Source organism: Chryseobacterium daeguense DSM 19388, from assembly GCF_000430825.1.
GTDB lineage: Bacteria > Bacteroidota > Bacteroidia > Flavobacteriales > Weeksellaceae > Chryseobacterium > Chryseobacterium daeguense.
This window is the reverse complement of record NZ_AUMT01000015.1, coordinates 1-21210: the sequence shown is the minus strand read 5'-3', so window position 1 is coordinate 21210 and position 21210 is coordinate 1. Positions and strand designations below refer to the sequence as shown.

Genomic DNA, 21210 nt, shown 5'->3' with positions numbered 1-21210 from the left:
TTATATAAAGTTTGTCATTCCACAGGAATCTCGACAATTTATTTTAAACAGTTGGTTTCCAATCAACCACCGCTCTAATAAAAGCTTCCGCATTTTCCAAAGGAATATTTGGTAAAATTCCGTGTCCTAAGTTGGCAATATAACGGTCTTTTCCAAAACGGCTGATCATTTCGTGCACCATTTTCCTGATGGTTTCCGGAGAAGAATGTAGTCTTGCAGGATCAAAATTCCCCTGCAGGGTTATATCATTGTTGGTAAATTGTCTTGCCAGCTCCGGAGTAATTGTCCAGTCCACGCCCAGTGCGGAAACATTAGCCTTACTCATTTCTTCCAATGCAAACCAGCATCCTTTACCGAAAACCACAACGTGTGACAACGGGCTTAATGCTTCAACGATCTGATTGATATACTGCCACGAAAACTCCTGATAATCCGCCGGAGAAAGCATACCGCCCCAGGAATCGAAAACCTGAACCGCAGAAACTCCTTTTTCTACTTTTCTCTTTAAATAAGCGATAGTAGTATCGGTAATTTTCTGAAGCAGCTGATGCGCAGCTTCCGGCTGCTGGAAACAGAAAGATTTAGCAATATCAAAAGCCTTGCTTCCTTTTCCTTCTACACAGTAGCAAAGAATCGTCCACGGAGAACCTGCAAATCCTATTAAAGGAATTTCGTTATCTAATTTCTGTAAAGTCAGTTCAATAGCATCAAAAACGTATCCTAAAGTATCATTTACATCAGGAACGACAACATTCTGAACCTGTTCCAGCGTTCTGATCGGAGTATCCAGCCATGGCCCTACTGATTCTTTCATTTTAAAATCAATTCCCATCGCCTGAGGGACCACCAAAATATCAGAAAACAGAATGGCAGCATCCAAAGGAAATCTTCTGATAGGTTGTACTGTGATCTCGGAAGCCAGTTCCGGAGTCTGGCATCTTGTGAAGAAATCATATTTATCACGAAGAGCAATGAATTCCGGCAAATATCTTCCGGCTTGTCTCATCATCCAAACGGGCGGCCTTTCAACGGTTTCTCCGCGAAGCGCTTTTAAATACAGGTCGTTTTTTATCATAATTTATTTAAACTGATGTTGCCATCGTACCTCCTGTCAATGATAAGGATCTTGAAAGGGGCAAAACGGCTCGTTATAGGGGTTGCAGTATCTTTTATAGAATAATTTATGGTAATATTACCATTATTCTTTATAATATTATTAATTATAATTTCCTTGTTTTTATAAGATTGGGGCGCAATTAACCCAATTACATAATTTTTAGAAAAATCAACTTCTGTTGGTTTTCCTTCAGAAAGGTCTCCGTTTTTATCAGTTTTAGGATCCAACCCGAAAATACTGATAAGCTCATTGTACGAAGAGATTTTTTTGTAAATAACTTCCTGATTGTTCATTCTGTCTACATAATAATTTTTGGCTACAGAATAAATTACATTTGGGTTGTTGGGATTAAACGTTCTGGTTGCACATGAAAAAATACATGTCAAACAGATCAATAAAAGGCTCAATTTTTTCATTTTTTATGTTTTTTTAATTCGTTCTGCATTAATTCCAAAATAGATGCCAATGTATTTTCCTGAGAGGTAAATGTCTGTTTTGATGTATATTTTTTAATTTCTTTTGAAGTTGTTTCTCCAATAGAAAAGAGCATCAGCCCGTCAAAAGAGTTTTGTTTTGCAAAACTACGAACTCCGCTCGGACTAAAAAAAACGGCAGCATGATATTTTTCAGTTATCTGAGGATAAAGTTCCTGGGTATTATAGACCGTAATTTTTTTATACTTAATATTTTGCAACGGCAGGTTCTTATCAAGTACGTCCAATGCCATGTTTCCGCAGAAATGCAGAAAGTTTTCATGCTGGCAGTGGGTGATAATGAATTTTGAAAGCGCTTCTGCATTTTTTAATACTTTAAATGTTCCGTATCCGTGCTTTCGTAGCTCACGTTTTGTTTTTTCGCCGACACAGTAAATTTTGTTGTAATTTTTTGCAGTAAAATCTTCATTTGGCTTAAAATGGTTTTTAAAAAATGAACTTACTCCATTTACGCTTGTAAAAATAAGGGAGTAATTTTTTAAGTCAAACGGACTTACTTTTATTGTATTGGTCTTAATTACCTCCACACAGTCAGCCGAAATATCCTCTCCTAATTCTTTGGATAAAATAGATGGGTCTATATTTTTGGTAAATAAGATTTTCATGCTTTTAAGTTTGAAAGCGGGAACTTGATGATAAGTTTAAATAGAAAGGCAAATTTGCTGATCAGCTTTTTGCTTTCTTTAAATCTGGCTTTTGATTTCGGCCATCAATTCTTTTCCGCCGTTTTCAAGAACTGCTTTTGCGAACTTTCTCCCGAAATTCTCTTCTTCATTATAAATGAAGTTTTCGTCTGTAGCAATACAGTTTTTGCCGTCCAGAGAACAAAGTGCCGCCTTGAAACGGATCTGGTCATCGAAGATTTCCGCAAATGCCCCGATGGGTGCAGTACAGCCCCCCTCCAGTGTATTCAGGAAATTTCTCTCCATTTCTACGCAGATTTGGGTAGGCTTATGATTTATGGAGCTCAGAATATTGTTGATCTCCGTTTTCTGAGAGTGTCCGGCTACAGCAATTACGCCCTGTGATGCAGCAGGAATTAAAAAGGGAAGCATTTCGTAATCTATATCCATTTTCATCCTTTTGATTCCGGCTAAAGATAAAATGGTAGCGTCAAAATCTCCTTCTTCCAGCTTTTGAAGACGCGTCTGGATATTCCCGCGGATATCAGAAAACTCAGTATTAGGGAAGTTTTTCAGCCAGAATGCTCTTCTTCTCAGGCTGCTTGTGGCCAGTTTCAGCTCATGGAATTCCTTATTCCTTGCAGATTCTTTCCGGATGAGGACATCTTGTGGAAAATCTCTTTCCAGATAAGCAATCAGCTCAATATTTTCCGGTAAAACGGTAGGTACATCCTTTAATGAATGTACGGCAATATCAATCTCGTCATTCAGTAATGCGACATCCAGATCTCTGGTGAAAACGCCTGTGATTCCTAATGAGTAAAGCGGCTGAGTAAGATTTTTGTCGCCCGAAGATACGATGGGAACAATTTCCGTTAAATAATTATTATTCTGAAGGTGTCTCGCAACTTCTCTTGCCTGCCAAAGTGCAAGTGCGGAATTTCTGGTTCCGATTCTAATGCTTTTCATTGAATTCGTTGTTTGGTTGTTCAACTAATATTTCGTGCATTAATTTACTAATTTCTTCGGCTTTTAACGGATTATCTATTATATATTTTGCAAAACGGTTGGTAATTTTCTGAATCATTTTATCGGAAAGTTCCATGTCCGTGATGTTTATGTATTTATTTTTTCTGTAAAAATTATGCATTTCATTGCGCTCCATATTCTTTAAAACGGCTTTGAAATGATGAATATTTGGTGCTAATTTTCTCTTTTTTTCCCATTCAAGGAAGTCTTTTGTCATTTCCTTGATGATTTTTTCAGCCTTCGGGATTTCTTTTTCTCTCTGCTGAATGGTTTCCTGGATTTGTTTTGAAAGCTCATCCACGTCAATAAGCGTCACATTTTCATTTTCCGTCACATTTTTTTCTACATTATGAGGGATGGAAAGATCAATCACCAGCGTCTCTTTTCCATTCGGGAAATGAGATTTGTTTACAATCGGGTGCTTCGCGCCGGTTGCTACAATAAGAATGTCCGTGTTTTTTAGTTCTTTATCAAATTCAGCGTAATCTATATTAGGAATATGGTACTTTTCAGAAATTTTTGCAGCTTTCTCCTGCGTTCTGTTGGCAATTTTAATTTTTGGCTGATACACGTGTTTTACCAGGTTTTCAACTGTATTCTGGCCAATTTCTCCAACTCCAAGTAAAAGAATATTTTTTTCCGTGATTCTTTTCTGGTTGTTTAAAATATAGTGGACCGCAGCATAGGAAACAGAAGCTGCTCCGTTGGAAATCCCTGTTTCGTTCTTAATTCTTTTTGAAATCTGAATGGCAGAATTGATAGCTCTTTCCAGATAAGGATTAGAATTTTGTCTTTCCTTTTTGAAACGGCTGTATGCTTTTTTAATTTGACCGATAATTTCAAAATCCCCGATGATCTGGCTCTCCAGGCCGGCTGCGACCCTGAAAAGATGCGTTAAAGCCTCTTCTTTTGTCAGAATATTGGCAAACTGAAGAAAATCCATAAGGTTTACCCCGATGGTTTTACAATATTCTTCGGCTACCAGCAGATAATTGGGAGATGTGGTATAGATTTCGGTTCTGTTACAGGTAGAAACCACGAATGCATCTCCAAGATCTTCGTCATGGATTCGGGTAACAAAATTTTTGATGTTTTCATCAAAGAAAGCAAACTTGCCTCTGGTCTCTACATCGGCCTTTTCGAAGCTAATGGAAAGAACGGCAAAATTTGACGTTTGATGTATGTTGGAATACTGTAACATAAGCTGGGCAAATTTACGTTTTTTTTAGCAATTGGTTTTCTGATAGTGTATATGATAATTATCGTAAAAAACTATTTTGGGTTTGTTCTAAATAAGACATTTTGGTTAAAGGTTTAATTTTTTTTAAATCATAAAGTGTTAATATTTTGCTGTAAATAAAATTTCTAAATTCAAAATTAACGGTAATGTTAAAATTTTTAAGGTTTATAATCCCATGGTAAAATTATGCTTTAAGAAGTTCAACTATTACATCTTACGGTATCGCGCTTCCAGCCGTTAATTGCCTTAATTTTTATTGAATTCAAAGTTCGTAAATATCTAAACTAAAAGTTAATAACGAACTAAAAATTTTAATAAAATTTTAACCAAATTATATGCACACTAAATTTCTTTGGTAGTCTTAAATTTATATCTTTGTAAATCTTTAAAAAATCAGAAGGAAAATATGAGTTTATTCGATATGTTTACGCAAGAAATTGCGATAGACCTTGGTACTGCCAACACCCTTATCATCCATAATAACAAAATTGTTATAGATCAGCCGTCAATTGTCGCAATTGAACGTTCTACGGGTAGGCCGATTGCCGTCGGTGAACAGGCAAAACATATGCAGGGTAAAACTCATGAGGATATCAAGACAATCCGACCGTTGAAAGACGGGGTAATTGCAGATTTCCACGCTTCTGAACACATGATTAAAGAGTTTATCAAAAAAATCCCAGGGATTAAAGGTAAATTCATTCAGCCTGCGCTGAGAATTGTGATCTGTATTCCTTCCGGCATCACTGAGGTTGAGAAAAGAGCGGTAAGAGATTCTGCCCAGAAAGTAAATGCAAAAGAAGTTCGTTTGATTTACGAACCAATGGCAGCTGCAATCGGAGTCGGGATTGATGTTCAAAAACCTGAGGGTAACATGATCATCGACATAGGTGGTGGTACTACAGAAATTGCTGTAGTTGCTCTGGGAGGTATCGTTTGCGACAAATCTGTGAAAATTGCAGGTGACGTGTTTACAAATGACATCGCTTATTACTTGAGAACTCATCATAATTTATACATCGGAGAAAGAACAGCTGAAAGAATCAAAATTGAAGTAGGTTCTGCCGTTGAAGACCTTGATGTTGATATTGAAGATATCCCGGTACAGGGTAGAGATCTTATTACTGGTAAGCCAAAAGAGATTATGGTTGGATACAAAGAGATTGCAAGAGCATTAGACAAGTCTATCATCAGAATTGAAGATGCTGTAATGGAAACTCTTTCTCTTACTCCTCCGGAATTGGCTGCGGATATTTACAAAACAGGTATTTATCTTGCCGGTGGCGGTGCATTATTAAGAGGTCTTGCGGACAGATTACACAAGAAAACCGGTCTTCCTGTATTTGTAGCAGAAGATCCGTTGAGAGCTGTAGTTCGCGGAACGGGTATTGCGCTTAAGAATATGGATAAATTCAATTTCCTGATTAAATAATTTTAACTTTTTACGAACACATCTGAATGGGATTTTTGCTGAGATTATTTTCGAAGAACGCGTTTTTTGTCTTCTTTATATTCCTGCAAATCATTGCTCTGGTTCTGATATTCTCTAAAAATGCCATGCAGAAATCCTGGATTGCCGGGCAGACTGCAGCTTTTAACTCTTGGGTTTCAGGGTATATTGATGAAGGGGTTTCGTACCTTAAATTAAAACAGATTAATGAAGATCTTGTGGCCCAGAACAAAGCCTTAATGGTGGAGCTTTACGGAAAACAGGGTGCTGCAAATCCTAAATTCAGAAAAGTGCATGATACGTTGGGAGGCGGACAGATCTATACTTTTGTAGATGGTGAGATCGTTTTCAACAGTATCAACAGACGAAATAATTACTTTACAATAAACCGGGGCAGAAGAGACGGGGTATTTCCACAAATGGGTGTAATGGCGCCCAGAGGTATTGCGGGAATCGTGATAAATTCTACCGACAGCTATTCCTTGGTTCAGTCGGTTTTAAGTGTTAATAAAATCAGGATTAATGCTGCTCTTAAGAATTCCGGATATTTCGGGACGCTTACATGGAACGGTGATAATTCCAGAGTGATGCACCTGGCGGATATTCCTAAATACGTTGCGCTAAAAATAGGGGATACTATTGTGACGGATGGAAAATCGGCTATTTTCCCTCAGGGAGTAATGATTGGTACTATTGCGGGCTACTCCGTGGATAATAAAACAGGTTTCTGGGATATTTCAGTGGAATTAAGTGAGAAAATGGGAGCTTTGAACAAAGTTTTCGTTGTGAAAAATCTTAAAAAAGCTGAGGTACAAAAGATTCAGGATACAATGCAAGCTGTAATAAAAAAGGAAAATGATTAGCAGAACTTTATTTACGGACATATTAATCATGATTTTCCTGGTTGCATTACAAATTTTTGTATTGAACAGGATCACCCTTTTCGGGAAATACACTCCGGTGCTGTATCCTGTGTTTGTCATGTTTTATCCTTTCTTTAGAAATAAATTTCAGTTTTTGGCTTTAAGTTTTCTGATCGGCTTATCGGTTGACGCGTTCCTCTATTCTTGGGGAATCAATGCATTTGCAACAACCCTGATCGCCTATTTCAGAACCTTGATTTTCAGGACTTCTACAGATACTTCTACAGATTTCTTCTCTTTTCAGTCCCTTCAGTGGGCGCAGTTTTTGCTGTTTTTATTCTCAAGTATCTTTTTACATCAGCTTTTAGTGCAATATATAGAGTTCTTTAAGTTTAGTAGATTTTTTGAAATATTATTTAATGTATTGGTAACGAGTATAATTTCGTTTATATTTATAGTTATGTATGCATTAATATTTAAAATCAAACAAAAAGTTTGAACACACGTTATTTAAAAATTTTTTCCGTTCTTATTATTGTCGCCTTGATTTTCGTGGCGAGACTGGCTTATTTGCAATTATTTACGGACCGTTACGCTTTAAATGCGGCGAATACTTCTATTAAAATTGAATATGTTATTCCGCAGAGAGGGGTGATTTTTGATCGTAATGGGAAAATCCTGGTTGGAAACCAGCCTGCTTATGAAATTTCATTCACTCAGGCTTTAATGAAACCTGATTTTGATACGCTTGGGTTTTGTAATTTAATGAAAATTTCAAAAACGGAATTTATCAACAGGATCAATACTATAAAAAAAGAAAAATACTATTCCAAGCTGAATCCCATGACTTTCATGAAAGACCTCAGCAGGGAAGATATTGCAAGGGTACAGGAAATTATATTTAAATATCCGGCTTTCAGTATTGTACAGAGACCTCAGCGTCAGTACGAAGTTTCCACTTCAGGAAACCTTTTAGGATATACCAGTGAAGTAAATGAAAGGGAAATCAAAAAAGATTCTACTTATTATCTTCCCGGAGATTTTATCGGTAAAACAGGTGTTGAAAAATCCTATGAAAAGGAGCTTCGAGGGGTAAAAGGAATGAAATATATTCAGAAAGATATTAAGCTTAGAAATATAGGTTCCTATAAAAACGGCTCATTGGATAAGGACGTAATTACAGGTAAAGATATTACCTTAACTATTGATTATGACCTCCAGAGAATGGCCGAAGAAATGCTGGTGGACAAGCACGGGGCAGTAGTAGCAATAGATCCCAATAACGGGGAAGTTCTGGTGGCCGCAACAGGTCCGGATATCGACCCGAATCTTTTCACAGGACCGAACAAATCAAAAAATTTGTACGCTCTATCAAAAGATACTATTTATGAAAACAAACCTACCTTCGACAGATCCCTTCAGGCTGCTTATCCGCCGGGATCTACTTTCAAGCTGTTGACTGCTTTGTCGGCCATGCAGATGGGTGTTATGGATGAAAACACCATTTTCCCTTGTGGTGGCGGATTTTATTATAAAGGATTAAGAATTAAAGGTCACGGAGGAGCAGATCCTTTGATCCCCGCAATTCAGGTTTCAAGTAACTGTTATTTTTCTTATGCTTATCTGGCTATCATGAATAAATATCCTGGAAATCCTTCGAAAGGAGTAGATGAATGGAAAAAAATTATGAGCAGCTTCGGCGTGGGAGAGTTTCTGAATAATGACTTTGCAGTAGGCGCAAAAGGAAGAATTCCTTCCGGTGAGTTTTACGAAAAAAGAATGAAATCTATTCTTAAAGCAAGTGGTTCCAAGAAAGATTATAAAAACTGGGATCCTTTGGCTACAGGAGCTGTCTTTAATGGGATGGGGCAGGGAGATGTCTTGGTTACGCCGCTTCAGCTGGCCAATTACGTTGCAGCTATCGCTAATAAAGGGTGGTATTATACTCCACACATTGTAAAAGCAATCGACGGAAAGCCAAATCCGGACCCAAGATTTAAGAAAAAACATAAAACTTTAGTAGATCCGAAACACTTTGAACCCGTATTAAAAGGTATGGAAGCCGTAGTTTTGCGAGGTACGGCCCACGGCTTGAAGTCCAATGATTTTACTCAATTGGCAAAAACGGGTACGGCACAGGTTCCGCAGGGTAAGGATAATTCTATTTTTGTATTAATTGCTCCTGCTGATAAACCAAAGATCGTAGTAGCTGCCGTAATGGAGCATGCCGGTTTTGGTGCTACCTGGGCGGGTCCTGCTGCAACGGTTATTGCTGAAAAATATATTACAGGAGATCTTAAGCGTGAAAATCTTTACAAAAAAATGACCTCAGCAAGCTTTATGCCTGAATACAAAAGACAATGGATTGCCGATCTAAAGCGTAAAGGTTTATATAAAGATCCAAAAGAAGATTCTATTAAACAAAAAAGGATTCAGGACAGTTTAAATTACATCAAAGAAAAGAAAGCAAAACTGCAGAAACAGATAGACACAGAAACAAAAAATACTAAAAACCCTAAAACTGCGAAGCAATGAAATGGACAGAAGGAATAGATAAATTAGGGCTGGGCCTATATTTTCTGCTTTGTGTTTTTGCCATTGCAAATATTTACAGTGTAGACCATAAATTAGGGGAAAAGCAATTGATTTTTTTCTGTATTTCTTTAGTGGTAGGATTGGTGATTTTTGTCGGAAGAAGTAAATTCTTTGAAAATATGGCCGGAATCATCTATATAGGTGGTGTTTTGCTGCTAATCGGGCTTTTTCCTTTCGGGAAGGAGATCTTGGGTCAGAAAAACTGGTATAAATTCGGGAGCTTTACGATGCAGCCCGTGGAATTTGCGAAGATAGGGACAGCATTAATGCTGGCCAATTACGTTTCAGGGCCGGAGTTTAATTTGAGCAACAGGAAATCTTTACTGACCACCTTAGCCATTATCGGGATCCCTGCGGTGGTGGTTCTTGCCATTCCGGATGTAGGCTCTATGCTTGTTTTTATTGCTTTTTTTATTGCTTTATACAGGGAAGGACTGAGTGGATTATTATTCGGAATCGGATTTCTGTTTGCCGGGGTTTTCCTGATCTCATTGGCTGTAAATCCTATCTGGGTAGCTCTCGCAATTGTCCTTATTGTAGGAGGCTGGATCGCCCTGAATTACTATAAAATGTCCTGGAATGTTATTTCAATTTCAGGTATTGTAGGTTCGGTGGTACTCTTGTGCGGACTGGCATTCGGTTCACCTTATGTTTTGGAAAAACTTCCTAAGCACCAAAGGGAAAGAATTGAGGTTCTTTATAAAGGTGAAAAAGCATTCCGGGACACTTCCGGCTACAATCTTTTATATTCTAAAACAGCCATCGGTTCGGGTGGGCTTTGGGGTAAAGGTTACCGTCAGGGTTCCGTTACACAGGGAAAATTTGTTCCTGAACAGGAGACCGATTATATTTTCTGTACAGTGGGAGAAGAGTGGGGCTTTTTAGGAAGCGCGGTTCTTATTTTATGCTATATGGTTTACATTGGCCGAATCTATTTCCTTGCAGAAAAGCAGAAATCTACTTTTAACCGGGTTTTCGGGTATTGCTTTGCCTCGATCCTTTTGATGCACTTTACTATTAATTTAGGCATGGTTATGGGGCTTTTTCCTACGGTGGGTATTCCGCTTCCCTATTTCAGTTACGGGGGAAGTTCTTTGCTGGCTTTCTCAATCATGACTTTTATTTTCTTTAAATTGAATTATTCTGATAAGAATAGTCTGGTATAAGGCGGGAAGTTGGAAGCGGGGTGATGGAAGTTTATAATCATTTTGTTTAAACTTTATATAGAAAATCTACAATTTTGCTGAATCTGCGATATAAATAATTTCATCAATAAAATTCAATGAAACAACCATACTTCTCGGATCAAAATTTTGAGAGCAAAGATTTCACACAGCAGCTTTTAGAAAAAGGTGAATATGAAAACTGTACATTCCGAAACTGTAATTTTGAATATGCCGATCTTTCTTTTTTTAACTTTAATGATTGTGAATTCGTTGACTGTAATTTGAGCATGGCAAAGCTTGTTTCGACGGCTTTTCGTGATGTAATCTTTAAAGAATGTAAAATGTTCGGGCTTCACTTTAATGACTGCAATGAATTCGGGATGACGTTTCAGTTTGATGGCTGCTCTCTAAATAATTCTATTTTTTATAAAACAAAAATTAAGAAAACCATTTTTAAAAATTCTAAATTGATTGAAGTGGATTTTGCGGATTGTGATTTATCTAATGCTGTTATGAGCGGTTGTGATCTTTCCGGTGCTATTTTCGAGAATACAAACCTGGAAAAAGCAGATTTAAGAACTTCGGTCAACTATTCCATAGATCCCTCTTTAAACAGGCTTAAAAAGGCTAGATTTTCCCTTTCTGAAGTATACGGACTTCTTCGTAAGTTTGATATTGAAATTGACAGGAACAGTTAATTTTGAAACTAGAAACTAGAAACTAGAAACTAGAAACTAGAAGTTAGTATTGACGATACTAAATTCCCCTACTTTGAAGGGGCGGATTTTGCAAAGCAAAAAGACGGGCTAGTAAAGAATAACAATATTTTGAGACTTCAACAATAAGACAATAAAAAAACCAGCAATTTTGCTGGTTTCATTATTTAAATCAATTATTTAAAATTAAAAATTTGTTCCGTTTGAAGCGGGATTTGTAGCTGCAAGATTGTTGTAGGCTTCTCCGTTCTCATTAATAATTCTTTTCCCGAATCTGTATTTAGGCCCCCAGTAAGAATCATTCAGTGAAGAAACCATTACTCCTCTTGAAGTAGCTGCGTGAATAAATTTCACTTCACCGTCTTCTGTTACACTTTCTACAATACCTACATGAGAAATTCTTCTTCCGTGAGAGAAGAAAATTAAATCTCCCTTCTTTAGATCGCTTTTCTCAATTCTTTCACCTTCCTGAGCCTGAGAAGCTGCTACTCTTGGTAAGCTAAGCCCTGCTACTGCCCCGAAAACAGAAAGAACGAAAGCTGAACAATCAATACCGTTTCTTGATGTTCCTCCGTATCTGTAAGGAGTTCCAAGGTATGTTGCTGCTTCCGTTAGGATATTGTCGATAGTTGTATTGTGTTTGATTGCTTTTGCAATCTCAGAATTTTTGATAGTATTTTTTGCGTTTGCAATAGATGCCGCTTTTTCAGCTAAAAATGAATTAATAAGCTGCTGCTTATCCTGCTCCATTTTCTTCATATCTATAAAAGCTAGTTTGGCATCTGTTTTGTATTCTTTAGTGTAAGTTGCTGGTTTTGAAACCACATAATTGGTAGCACAAGACTGTAGTGAAACTGTAGTAACTAAAGCAACTAAATAAAACAAAACTCTTTTCTTCATATATATTTGATTACCGTGTTAAAAGGAATATTTATTTTCAAAAGCATTACAAAAATATATATTCCAATCAGAACACCTTCGATATGATTATTATCAGGTTCTGTTTTTAACACATTTTAACATATTATTGATGTATGTTAAAAAAAAACAAACCGCAACCGCCTGTTTTTGGTGAGTATGCGGTTTTTTTTATTAAGATTCTTTAACAAAATAAATTGCAATTGCTTTATTAATCAAGGTTTGAGTTTTACAACTCTAATTTTTAGTAACGTTAATAAAACAAAAAAAATCCCCGGAAAACACCGGGGAATTTAACTAATATGGAACTTTACAGATGTTACTTTGTAAATAACATTTCTCTATATTTCGTCATTGGCCAAAGCTCATCATCCACCATCATTTCAAGATCGTCAGAAGCTTCTCTGATGATATCAAAAAGAGGTTTTACCTTGTTGCAGTATTCTTCTGCCTGTTTTTGGCTGTCAGACACAGCTTTTGCTGCTTCTCTGGATTTGATAAGGTCTTCTACACCTAATTTGATTTTAGAAACGTTTTCAGAAATATTAGTAATTAAGCTCATTTGCTCTTTCGCTAATGTTTTGAATTCTTTGTCTCCGAAAATTTCTTTAAGACCTTTTACGTTTTCAATTAATCTGTTCTGATAATTTAAAGCAGAAGGAATAATGTGGTTTCTTGCGATATCGCTTAAAACTCTTGCTTCAATATCAATAACTGTAGAATATTTTTCTAATTTGATTTCGTTTCTTGCTTCAACTTCTCTGTGAGTGAAAATTCCCATTTCTTCGTAAAGAGCTAAGAATTTCTTATCCATTTCCTGTTTAAGGGCTTCCGGAGTAGTTTTTAAGTTGTTTAAACCTCTCTTTTTAGCTTCTTTTGCCCAGTCATCAGAATATCCGTCTCCTTCAAACATGATGTTTTTACACTGCTTGATGTATTCTCTCAACACGTTGAAGATCGCTTCATCTTTCTTAAGACCTGTTTCAATTAAAGCATCTACTTCTTTTTTGAAATCATTCAATTGCTTCGCTGCTATAGTATTCATTACCGTCATAGATTCTGCACAGTTTGCAGAAGAACCTACCGCTCTGATTTCGAATTTATTTCCTGTAAATGCGAATGGAGAAGTTCTGTTTCTGTCAGTATTGTCCAACAAAATTTCAGGGATTTTTCCGACTACATTTAGTTTTAAATCTGTTTTTTCGTCCGGAGAAAGTTTTCCTTCCGTTACTTTTTCAAGCTCTTCCAAAACTCTGAACAGCTGGCTTCCGATAAATACTGAAATAATCGCCGGCGGCGCTTCGTTTGCACCCAATCTGTGGTCGTTGCTTGCAGACGCGATACTTGCTCTTAAAAGGTCAGCGTATTCGTGAACAGCTTTAATAGTGTTTACAAAGAACGTTAAGAACTGTAAGTTTTTCTTAGGATTTTTTCCCGGGCTTAAAAGGTTTTCACCTGTATCTGTTGCTAAAGACCAGTTGTTGTGCTTTCCGCTTCCGTTTACTCCTGCGAATGGCTTTTCGTGGAATAAAATATGGAAATGGTGTCTGTGAGCAATTCTTGCCATAAGATCCATCAATAAAGAGTTGTGGTCTACTGCAACGTTTACTTCTTCGAACATTGGAGCCAGCTCAAATTGGTTTGGTGCTACCTCGTTGTGTCTTGTTGTTACAGGGATGCCCAGCTTCATACATTCGATCTCCAATTCTTTCATGAAGTTCATTACTCTTGTAGGAATAGAACCGAAATAATGGTCATCCAATTGCTGTCCTTTTGCAGGAGAGTGTCCAAGCAAAGTTTTCCCTGTTAATACAAGATCCGGACGAGATTGGTATAATGCTGAATCTACCAGGAAATATTCTTGCTCCCAACCTAAAGTAGGAGTTACTTTTGTTACATTTTTGTCGAAATACTGCATTACATTAGTTGCAGCTTCGTCCACAGCGTTCAATGCTCTTAAAAGAGGTGCTTTATAATCTAAAGTTTCTCCTGTATAAGAGATGAAGATGGAAGGAATACATAAAGTAGTTCCCATAATGAATGCCGGAGAAGTAGGATCCCAAGCTGTATAACCTCTAGCTTCGAAAGTGTTTCTGATACCACCGTTCGGGAAAGAAGATGCGTCCGGCTCCTGCTGGATCAATAAGTTTCCGCTGAATCTTTCAATGGCTCTCCCTCCTTCGATAGGGGTAAAGAAAGAGTCGTGCTTTTCTGCAGTGCTTCCTGTCAAAGGCTGAAACCAGTGAGTGTAGTGAGTTACTCCTTTACTCATTGCCCAGTCTTTCATAGCTACTGCTACCTGGTCTGCAATGTGTCTTTGGATTTTAGTTCCTTTTTTTACCGCATCCATAATAGACTGGAATGCTTCTTTTGTTAAATATTCTCTCATTGTTTCTTCTGAGAAAACATTCTGACAGAATAATTCTGACAATTTTACAGGAACTTCAACCGAGTTATCTCTTCTAAAGTCCTTGAATGGTAAAGTTTCTAACGCTTTGAATCTTAAAGTTGACATATAGGTTAATTTTTACGGGGCAAATTTACAAAAAAAATGAATTGAAAAATTTTTTACCCTAAAAATTTAAGGGGTGTTTTTAAAATTTAACTAAATTTTAAGTAATAAATTTGATTAAAAAAGGGGTTTGTTTTAAAAAGATAAAAGTTTAATCCATTTATCGATAAAATCTATCCTTTTTTCTTCGGTCAGAACATCCAATGATAAATAGGGGTTGAGGTCTTCAAGCTCCACAAGCTGAAGAGAATGGTCTTTTAATCTGCACCCGTCGATTCTTGTTATCCCTCTGGTTAAGCCATTCCATTGTATAAAAGTGTTTGCAAACCGTAGGTCTTCTTGGCTGGGGATATACTCTGTGAGTTCCCATCTTTTTGTTTTGTCTTTGGCGTAGAGGGCATATTGAAATTCATTATTCAAATAATAAAATGAAACTTCATACATAAAATCTAAATAAGGCTGGACGATTTTATTATTTAAGTCTACATTATTTAGTTCACTTTTTGTTACAACTTCCTGACCGATAGAATCGGCTCCTTTTTTGTTCTTAACCATATATTTTTCACAAGATCCTAACGTGTCTATATCTTCTATTCGGTCTATTGTAGGAATTACGGGATAGTTTTCTGTTGTTAAAGAAATCAAATAATCTTTTCCTTGCTGGTCTCCTTTTCCGTCGAATGAATTGAACGTGAAGATGTTTTTCTCTTTTGTATGGTGTACGAATTCATTAAAATAGTGTTCGTAATTTAAAACAGATCCCGTATTTCTAAAAATGATAATATCGGCAACATCCAGGTAGCTATTAACTTGGTGCGGGTGCCCGATCAGGATATTAAAATGCTCCTTAAGCTTTGAAGTTATATAAAGGTCTTCCCTGAAATATTCCCTTCCTTTTGCCTGATAATAAAAGTCTGTAAGGTATAAAATGGTTTTCATCATGACTAAATTTAAGCAAATTAAAAAGAAACAGCTAACATAATACTTTTAAAATAAACATTATCAGGTTAAATTGTTTATTAAAAGATACTTAAAATAACTTGCCTCGATATTTCGTATATTTGTGTGAAATTTATTTTATGACAAATTCTAGAGCAAGAGAAACAACGGAAGCAATTGAAAGATTGTATATTTCTATGAGACACCTCTTTTACAGAGGTTTTTTTAAACCTGCCGGTGTTTCAGGAGAAAGTATCAGAAGTTTGTTGAAGACCATTAATCCGGAGATTTACGGAAGCATGAACATTCCGAGCAAGTTGGAACTGAATGGTTTGATGTATGTTTTAGACAGGCTTCCGGAGGGAATTGAAGAATGCGCTTTTATTCATCTTACATCAGATGAGGGTTTTGATAAAGGAAGCTTCGAGCCCATTGTCCCTAAAAAGAGAAGAAGAAACTGTTACAGAATAGACGAACACCAGATGAACATTGAAGTTCTTTTGGGACGTTCCGAAATCTATGATATTCTTACTCACCTTACCTTCTTATTTATAGAAGCGGATAAAGTTCGTAATCTGGCTTTCATCCAGGATGAAAACTGGAAACCCACACGCGCCTTTAAAATTATCGAAGAAGTAGTAAAAGGTGAAAAAAAATTCAGCAGGAGAGAAAAAGAAGTTGCTTTGATTCATTTATCTTCTTTATTAGGAAGAACTTTCGATGAAACATTGAATGCTTACAACACTTTTGGGGATGATAAAAACCCTGACCGTTTATTCAAAATCATTTACAACTTAGCAAAAGTAAGTCTGGAAGATGCAAAACAGACGAGAGAAAGAGAAATTCACTTCAGTGCTATATTAAAGGAAAGGGTAGGGCATCATTATTTTGGAGAAAAATGGGCGAATAAGGTGAAAGAAGTTTTATTTGAAAATGATCTTCACATGCGCCCGCTGCATATAATTTCTGCCAATATGCACTCAGTGAAAAATATGCTGTATGCGAATGATGCATTAAAGAAAAAAGACCACAAAGAAGTTGATTATAAACTCTATGGCGAAATTTCTGATAAAAAAGAACTTCGCGACAAGGTTTCGAAATATGCTTTGGAAGAAGGTCTGATTTATATTAATGATAAGAGCGGAAGTAATATCGACGTTCAAATTATAGATTTAAGCAAAACCAATCTTAAAAATACCCCTTTTGGTCATATAAAATACGGCGGAGATGATGTCATCATGGTTTTTGACTATGCCTTCGGAGAGCAGGCTTATGAGGTAATGGACGAATTGTTAAGGCCTTTCGAGCAAAAAGGTGAGGTGTATATGATGAAAGTGAAATCCGTTTCCATCATGGGTAAAGCAGGAATTCTTGCCGGGGGAAAAGGAGATATCATGATTCCTACTTCTCATATTTTTGAAGGAACTGCAGATAACTATCCTTTTGAAAATGCATTAAAGCTTGAAGATTTCAAAGATGAAGAATTAAAAGCTTTCGAAGGGCCGATGATTACAGTGTTGGGAACTTCGCTTCAAAACAGGGACATTCTTTCTTATTTTATGAACACTTCATGGAAGGCGATCGGCCTTGAAATGGAGGGAGCTCATTATCAGAAAGCTATTCAGGTGGCATCTAAGATCAGGCATCATATTGCACCAGATTTATTTGTCTGCTATGCGTATTATGCTTCGGATAATCCTTTGGAAACAGGAAGTACACTTTCTTCGGGAGGTTTGGGATTAACAGGTGTAAAACCGACGTATCTTATTACTTTAAGAATTCTGGAGAAGATTTTACAGAGCGGAAAGAAGGAAATTTCTTCTCAAAAATAATTTTTTTTGAAATTAAAATCAGTCTAATCCTTCAAGGTTTTTAAAACCTTGAAGGATTTTTTGTTTTCAAATCATACCCTTGTCAAGGTTTTAAACCTTGACAAGGGTTTTTAGCTTTCAGCACAAAAAATATTATCTTTAAAAAAATTAAAAACAATGAGCTCAACTTCACAATTAGCAAAAAGATTTCGGGAAGTCCTTCTTGACGGGCTTTGGATTGCGAATACCAATTTTAAAGACCAGCTTTCAACGGTCACTTTCGAACAGGCAACCACAAAAATAGGATCTTTAAATACCATTGCCATGCTCACTTTTCATATTGATTATTATATTGCGGGATTAATAAATGTCTTTGAAGGCGGCGATTTGGAAATTAGGGATCAATACAGTTTCGACCTTCCGCCGATTGAATCTCAGGAGCAGTGGCAAGAGTTATTGAACAAGCTTTGGAATGATTCTGAAAAATTTGCAGCCTTATTAGAACAAATGCCCGATTCTAAAATGAATGAAGTTTTTGTTGATGAAAAATACGGAACGTATTTAAGAAATATTGACGGAATGATAGAGCACGCTTATTATCATTTGGGCCAGATCACTTTGATTAAAAAATTGTTAAACTAACACAAATCACACGAATAATTTTACGAATAACACTAATTTTATTTCTGTCTGAAATTGTGTGAATGTTTGTGATAATCGTTTTTAAACAAAATAACTCCACATTTTAGGGTCTTATTTAAAATACATATCTTTAGAAAAAATAAAAATTTTAAATGAAAAAATCGGTTGCAATCCTGTTTGCGTTTATCATTTCTCAATTTCAGGCTCAGCAGGGAGCTTATTATCAGCAAGCTGCGAAGTACAAGATGGATATTGATGTGAACGCTGAAAAATTTACCTATCAGGGAAATCAGACTTTAACCTATACCAACAATTCTCCGGACGAGCTCAAAGTCGTTTATTTTCATCTGTATTGGAACGCTTTTAAACCTGATTCCATGATGGATCAGAGGGTCGCGGGGCAGGGTAAAAATGGTGATTCAAGATTGCAGAAAGACGGAATTTCAAGATTGGCTTCCATTCCGAAAGATCAGGAAGGAGCGCAAAATATTCACTGGATCAAGCAAAACGGAAAAGACCTTAAATTTGAAATCCAGGAAACCATCATGAAAGTATATCTGGCAGAACCGATTAAGCCAAATTCAACCACCACTTTCACAATGGATTGGGATGCTGTAATACCTCAGCAGATCAGGAGAAGCGGAAGAAACAACAAAGAAGGAGTGGATATGACCATGACCCAATGGTACCCGAAAATCGCAGAATATGACTACGATGGCTGGGCAACTTTCGATTATATCGGAAGAGAATTTCATGCACCTTTCTCAGATTTTGACGTAACCATTAAAATCAACAAAGATTATGTAGTAGGAGCAGGAGGAATTCTTGAAAATCCTACAGAAGTAAAAGGCTATGATGCCAACGCTAAAATTAAAGCAGAAAAAAATAAAGCAACATGGCGATGGACAGCGAAAAATATGCTGGATTTTGCCTGGAGTGCAGACAGAGATTATATTGTAAAAAGTTTTGATGTTCCTCAAGGCCCGAAAGTTTTTTTGGTGTATCAGAATAATGATAAAACAAAAGTTTGGGAAGAAGTTCAGCCTTACGTTACGAAATATTTTCAGCTGATGAACTCTCATTTCGGGAAGTCTGTTTATCCGACTTACGCTTTTATTCAAGGAGGTGACGGGGGAATGGAATACGGTATGTGTACCATGATTTTAGGTGAAGCAAAGAATATCAAAGATTTAATGGGTTTGATGGCCCACGAAGGGGCTCACTCATGGTATCAGCAAATGCTGGCAACTAATGAATCCATGCGCCCGTGGATGGATGAAGGTTTTACAAGCTACGCTGAAAATTATGTAATGTATCAGCTGTTCCCTGAAGAACTTCCAAATCCGTTTGCAAATTCATTAAATGCTTACAGGAATTTCATTAAAAAAGGCATCGAAGAACCGGCAGTCTGGCTGGGTGATCATCACGATAACGGAACATCTTATACCTATGCTTCCTATGTAAAAGGGGAGCTTTACCTGGTGCAAATGGGCTACATTATGGGTGAGCAAAATCTGGCAGAAACATTGAAACAATATTATGATCAGTGGAGTATGAAGCACCCTTCTGACAGGGATTTCCTGCACATTGCCCAGAAAGTTTCAGGAATGGATCTGAAATGGTTCCACAATTACTGGATCAATACGACAAAAACAATTGATTACGGAATTAAAGATGTAAAATACGATGCAAAATCCACAACCATCACTTTGGTGAATAAAGGAGGCGTTCCAATGCCTGTCGATTTCAGTGTAATGACGACTGATAAAAAGATCGTAACCTATCAGATCCCAATAAATATGACACATATATGGAAGGAAAAGGATTCTTATGGCGAATTTAAAACAATGCCTTATTGGCCGTGGACGCAAAAAGAATATTCAATCACAGTGCCTTACTCAAAGGCTCAATTGTCTGTTTTAGGAATAGATTTCAGCCAGAGAATAGCGGATGTGAATATGGAGGATAATTTTGTGGAAGTGAAATAAATTTAGGAGATAAAATATAAGACCGCAGAATTTTTCTGCGGCTTTATATTTTTACACCATTAATTCCCGAAGCGCAACCAAAAAAATACTTTTCATAAGTCACCTTTAAACCATTTCTTTCAAAAATATCTTTAACGGATTTGCTGTTGTTAAACTTTTCTGTGTAAATCCACAACATTTTATAATCACTTGGATCACCCAAAAAAAGCTTGCCTAAAACAGGAATTATTTTACTTAAATAAAGTTTGTAAAAGAGATATAAAATCTGGTTATCAGGTTTCGAGACTTCTACAAAGCTAAATTTTCCGCCGGTTTTTAATATTCTTTTGATTTCTTTTGCAAAAGTCTCAAGCTGATCATTATTAAAAGTTTTTAAGCCGTAAGCACAGGAAATTATGTCATAATAATCGGAAGGTAGTTTATTTTGAAGAATATCCTCACACAGCAGGGTTAAATCTCCATTAAAAATTTTCTGAGATTTTATTTTTGATTTTTCAATCATCATCTCGGAAAAATCCAAGGCAGAAAATTGAGAATTAGGAAAAAATTTCTTTAAATACAGCCAATTTTCTCCAAGACCGGAAAGAAGATCGATAACGTTCAGTTGTTTGTCAGAATTTCCTAATTTTTTAAGAAACTGCTTTCTCCACCGTATTGAAAAACCGAAAGAAGTGATATAGTTCATTCTCTCATAAGAACCGGACATGTGGTTGAAGAGGTTTTTTACATAATCCGGATCGTAGATGTTTTTCATGTCTTGTTAATGTTGTTATATTCTTTGTTTTGAACTTGCAACTATTTTTGAGACAAAATTTATATACTCTTTATGCTACATTTTTAGATTGATTAGACATTAAATTTTGATACTCTCTTATGGTTAAATTTCCTAAAGCTGAATGCCTTCTCTGGGTGTTGTAAAATGTTTCTATATATTCAAACACAGAGTTTTTGGCGTGGTCTCTAGTTTCATATTTATTTTGATAGACAAGTTCGGTTTTCAGAGTTTTGAAAAAACTCTCCGCTACAGCATTATCATAGCAATTTCCCTTTCCACTCATACTTCGGGTAATATTTTTCCCGACTATTGACGTAAATTCTGTGCACGCA

19 protein-coding genes are annotated in these 21210 nt (G+C 36.5%); 9 read left to right on the top strand and 10 right to left on the bottom strand.

Translation table 11 applies throughout. The features are described from left to right. Positions 1-43 precede the first annotated feature (43 nt). From hemE to hemA, 5 genes are all read right to left on the bottom strand, one after another. Positions 44-1075 (bottom strand): uroporphyrinogen decarboxylase, encoded by a 1032-nt coding sequence (gene hemE, locus H560_RS0116415; protein WP_027381033.1) that lies wholly within the window; start codon positions 1073-1075, stop codon positions 44-46. Continuing rightward, positions 1072-1533 (bottom strand): hypothetical protein, encoded by a 462-nt coding sequence (locus H560_RS0116410; protein ID WP_027381032.1) that lies wholly within the window; start codon positions 1531-1533, stop codon positions 1072-1074. Before H560_RS0116410 ends, hemE begins: the two co-directional genes overlap by 4 nt. Then, entirely contained in the window at positions 1530-2216 is a 687-nt protein-coding gene (locus H560_RS0116405; RefSeq protein WP_027381031.1) for a uroporphyrinogen-III synthase, read from the bottom strand. The genes H560_RS0116410 and H560_RS0116405 overlap by 4 nt, the downstream gene beginning before the upstream one ends. A 78-nt stretch (positions 2217-2294) precedes the next feature. Further along, positions 2295-3203: a hydroxymethylbilane synthase gene (hemC, locus tag H560_RS0116400; protein WP_027381030.1), complete on the bottom strand. Its 909-nt coding sequence runs from the start codon at positions 3201-3203 to the stop codon at positions 2295-2297. Next, a complete protein-coding gene (gene hemA / locus H560_RS0116395) occupies positions 3190-4464 on the bottom strand; it encodes a glutamyl-tRNA reductase (RefSeq protein WP_027381029.1) in 1275 nt (424 codons plus the stop codon). Before hemA ends, hemC begins: the two co-directional genes overlap by 14 nt. 445 nt (positions 4465-4909) lie before the next feature. On the opposite strand from hemA, the gene H560_RS0116390 reads away from it, so the two are divergent. The 6 genes from H560_RS0116390 to H560_RS0116365 all read left to right on the top strand — a co-directional run bounded on the left by H560_RS0116390 (position 4910) and on the right by H560_RS0116365 (position 11275). After that, the gene (locus tag H560_RS0116390; protein WP_027381028.1) at positions 4910-5935 is read left to right on the top strand and encodes a rod shape-determining protein; all 1026 of its coding nucleotides are present in this window, start codon (positions 4910-4912) and stop codon (positions 5933-5935) included. Between the two features lie 26 nt (positions 5936-5961). Next, positions 5962-6816, top strand: coding sequence for a rod shape-determining protein MreC (mreC, locus tag H560_RS0116385; protein WP_027381027.1), 855 nt, complete (start codon positions 5962-5964; stop codon positions 6814-6816). Continuing rightward, entirely contained in the window at positions 6809-7315 is a 507-nt protein-coding gene (locus H560_RS0116380; protein WP_027381026.1) for a hypothetical protein, read from the top strand. The genes mreC and H560_RS0116380 overlap by 8 nt, the downstream gene beginning before the upstream one ends. After that, positions 7312-9351: a peptidoglycan D,D-transpeptidase FtsI family protein gene (locus H560_RS0116375; RefSeq protein ID WP_027381025.1), complete on the top strand. Its 2040-nt coding sequence runs from the start codon at positions 7312-7314 to the stop codon at positions 9349-9351. The genes H560_RS0116380 and H560_RS0116375 overlap by 4 nt, the downstream gene beginning before the upstream one ends. After that, entirely contained in the window at positions 9348-10577 is a 1230-nt protein-coding gene (rodA, locus tag H560_RS0116370; RefSeq protein WP_027381024.1) for a rod shape-determining protein RodA, read from the top strand. The genes H560_RS0116375 and rodA overlap by 4 nt, the downstream gene beginning before the upstream one ends. Positions 10578-10693: 116 nt before the next feature. Then, complete coding sequence (locus tag H560_RS0116365; protein ID WP_027381023.1) at positions 10694-11275, top strand: pentapeptide repeat-containing protein; 582 nt, start codon at positions 10694-10696, stop codon at positions 11273-11275. A 204-nt stretch (positions 11276-11479) separates the two neighbouring features. On the opposite strand, the gene H560_RS0116360 is transcribed toward H560_RS0116365, so the two are convergent. The 3 genes from H560_RS0116360 to H560_RS0116345 form a co-directional block, all read right to left on the bottom strand. Continuing rightward, positions 11480-12193, bottom strand: a complete 714-nt coding sequence (locus H560_RS0116360) for a C40 family peptidase (RefSeq protein WP_027381022.1) — start codon at positions 12191-12193, stop codon at positions 11480-11482. 337 nt (positions 12194-12530) lie between these two features. Then, entirely contained in the window at positions 12531-14726 is a 2196-nt protein-coding gene (locus H560_RS0116350) for a glutamine synthetase III family protein (RefSeq protein WP_027381021.1), read from the bottom strand. Positions 14727-14858: 132 nt separating this feature from the next. Continuing rightward, a complete protein-coding gene (locus tag H560_RS0116345; protein ID WP_228372494.1) occupies positions 14859-15665 on the bottom strand; it encodes a hypothetical protein in 807 nt (268 codons plus the stop codon). A gap of 137 nt (positions 15666-15802) precedes the next feature. Between H560_RS0116345 and H560_RS0116340 the strand changes: the two genes are divergently transcribed. The 3 genes from H560_RS0116340 to H560_RS0116330 all read left to right on the top strand — a co-directional run bounded on the left by H560_RS0116340 (position 15803) and on the right by H560_RS0116330 (position 20103). Next, the gene (locus tag H560_RS0116340; RefSeq protein ID WP_027381019.1) at positions 15803-17494 is read left to right on the top strand and encodes a DUF6909 family protein; all 1692 of its coding nucleotides are present in this window, start codon (positions 15803-15805) and stop codon (positions 17492-17494) included. Between the two features lie 156 nt (positions 17495-17650). Next, positions 17651-18115, top strand: a complete 465-nt coding sequence (locus H560_RS0116335; RefSeq protein ID WP_027381018.1) for a DinB family protein — start codon at positions 17651-17653, stop codon at positions 18113-18115. Between the two features lie 152 nt (positions 18116-18267). Next, on the top strand, positions 18268-20103 hold the full coding sequence (locus tag H560_RS0116330; protein ID WP_027381017.1) for a M1 family metallopeptidase: 1836 nt from the start codon (positions 18268-18270) through the stop codon (positions 20101-20103). 43 nt (positions 20104-20146) lie between these two features. On the opposite strand, the gene H560_RS0116325 is transcribed toward H560_RS0116330, so the two are convergent. Then, positions 20147-20857, bottom strand: coding sequence for a class I SAM-dependent methyltransferase (locus H560_RS0116325; RefSeq protein WP_027381016.1), 711 nt, complete (start codon positions 20855-20857; stop codon positions 20147-20149). A gap of 70 nt (positions 20858-20927) precedes the next feature. Then, on the bottom strand, positions 20928-21210 hold a 283-nt coding region (locus H560_RS0116320; protein WP_034753101.1), incomplete at its 5' end, for an IS3 family transposase.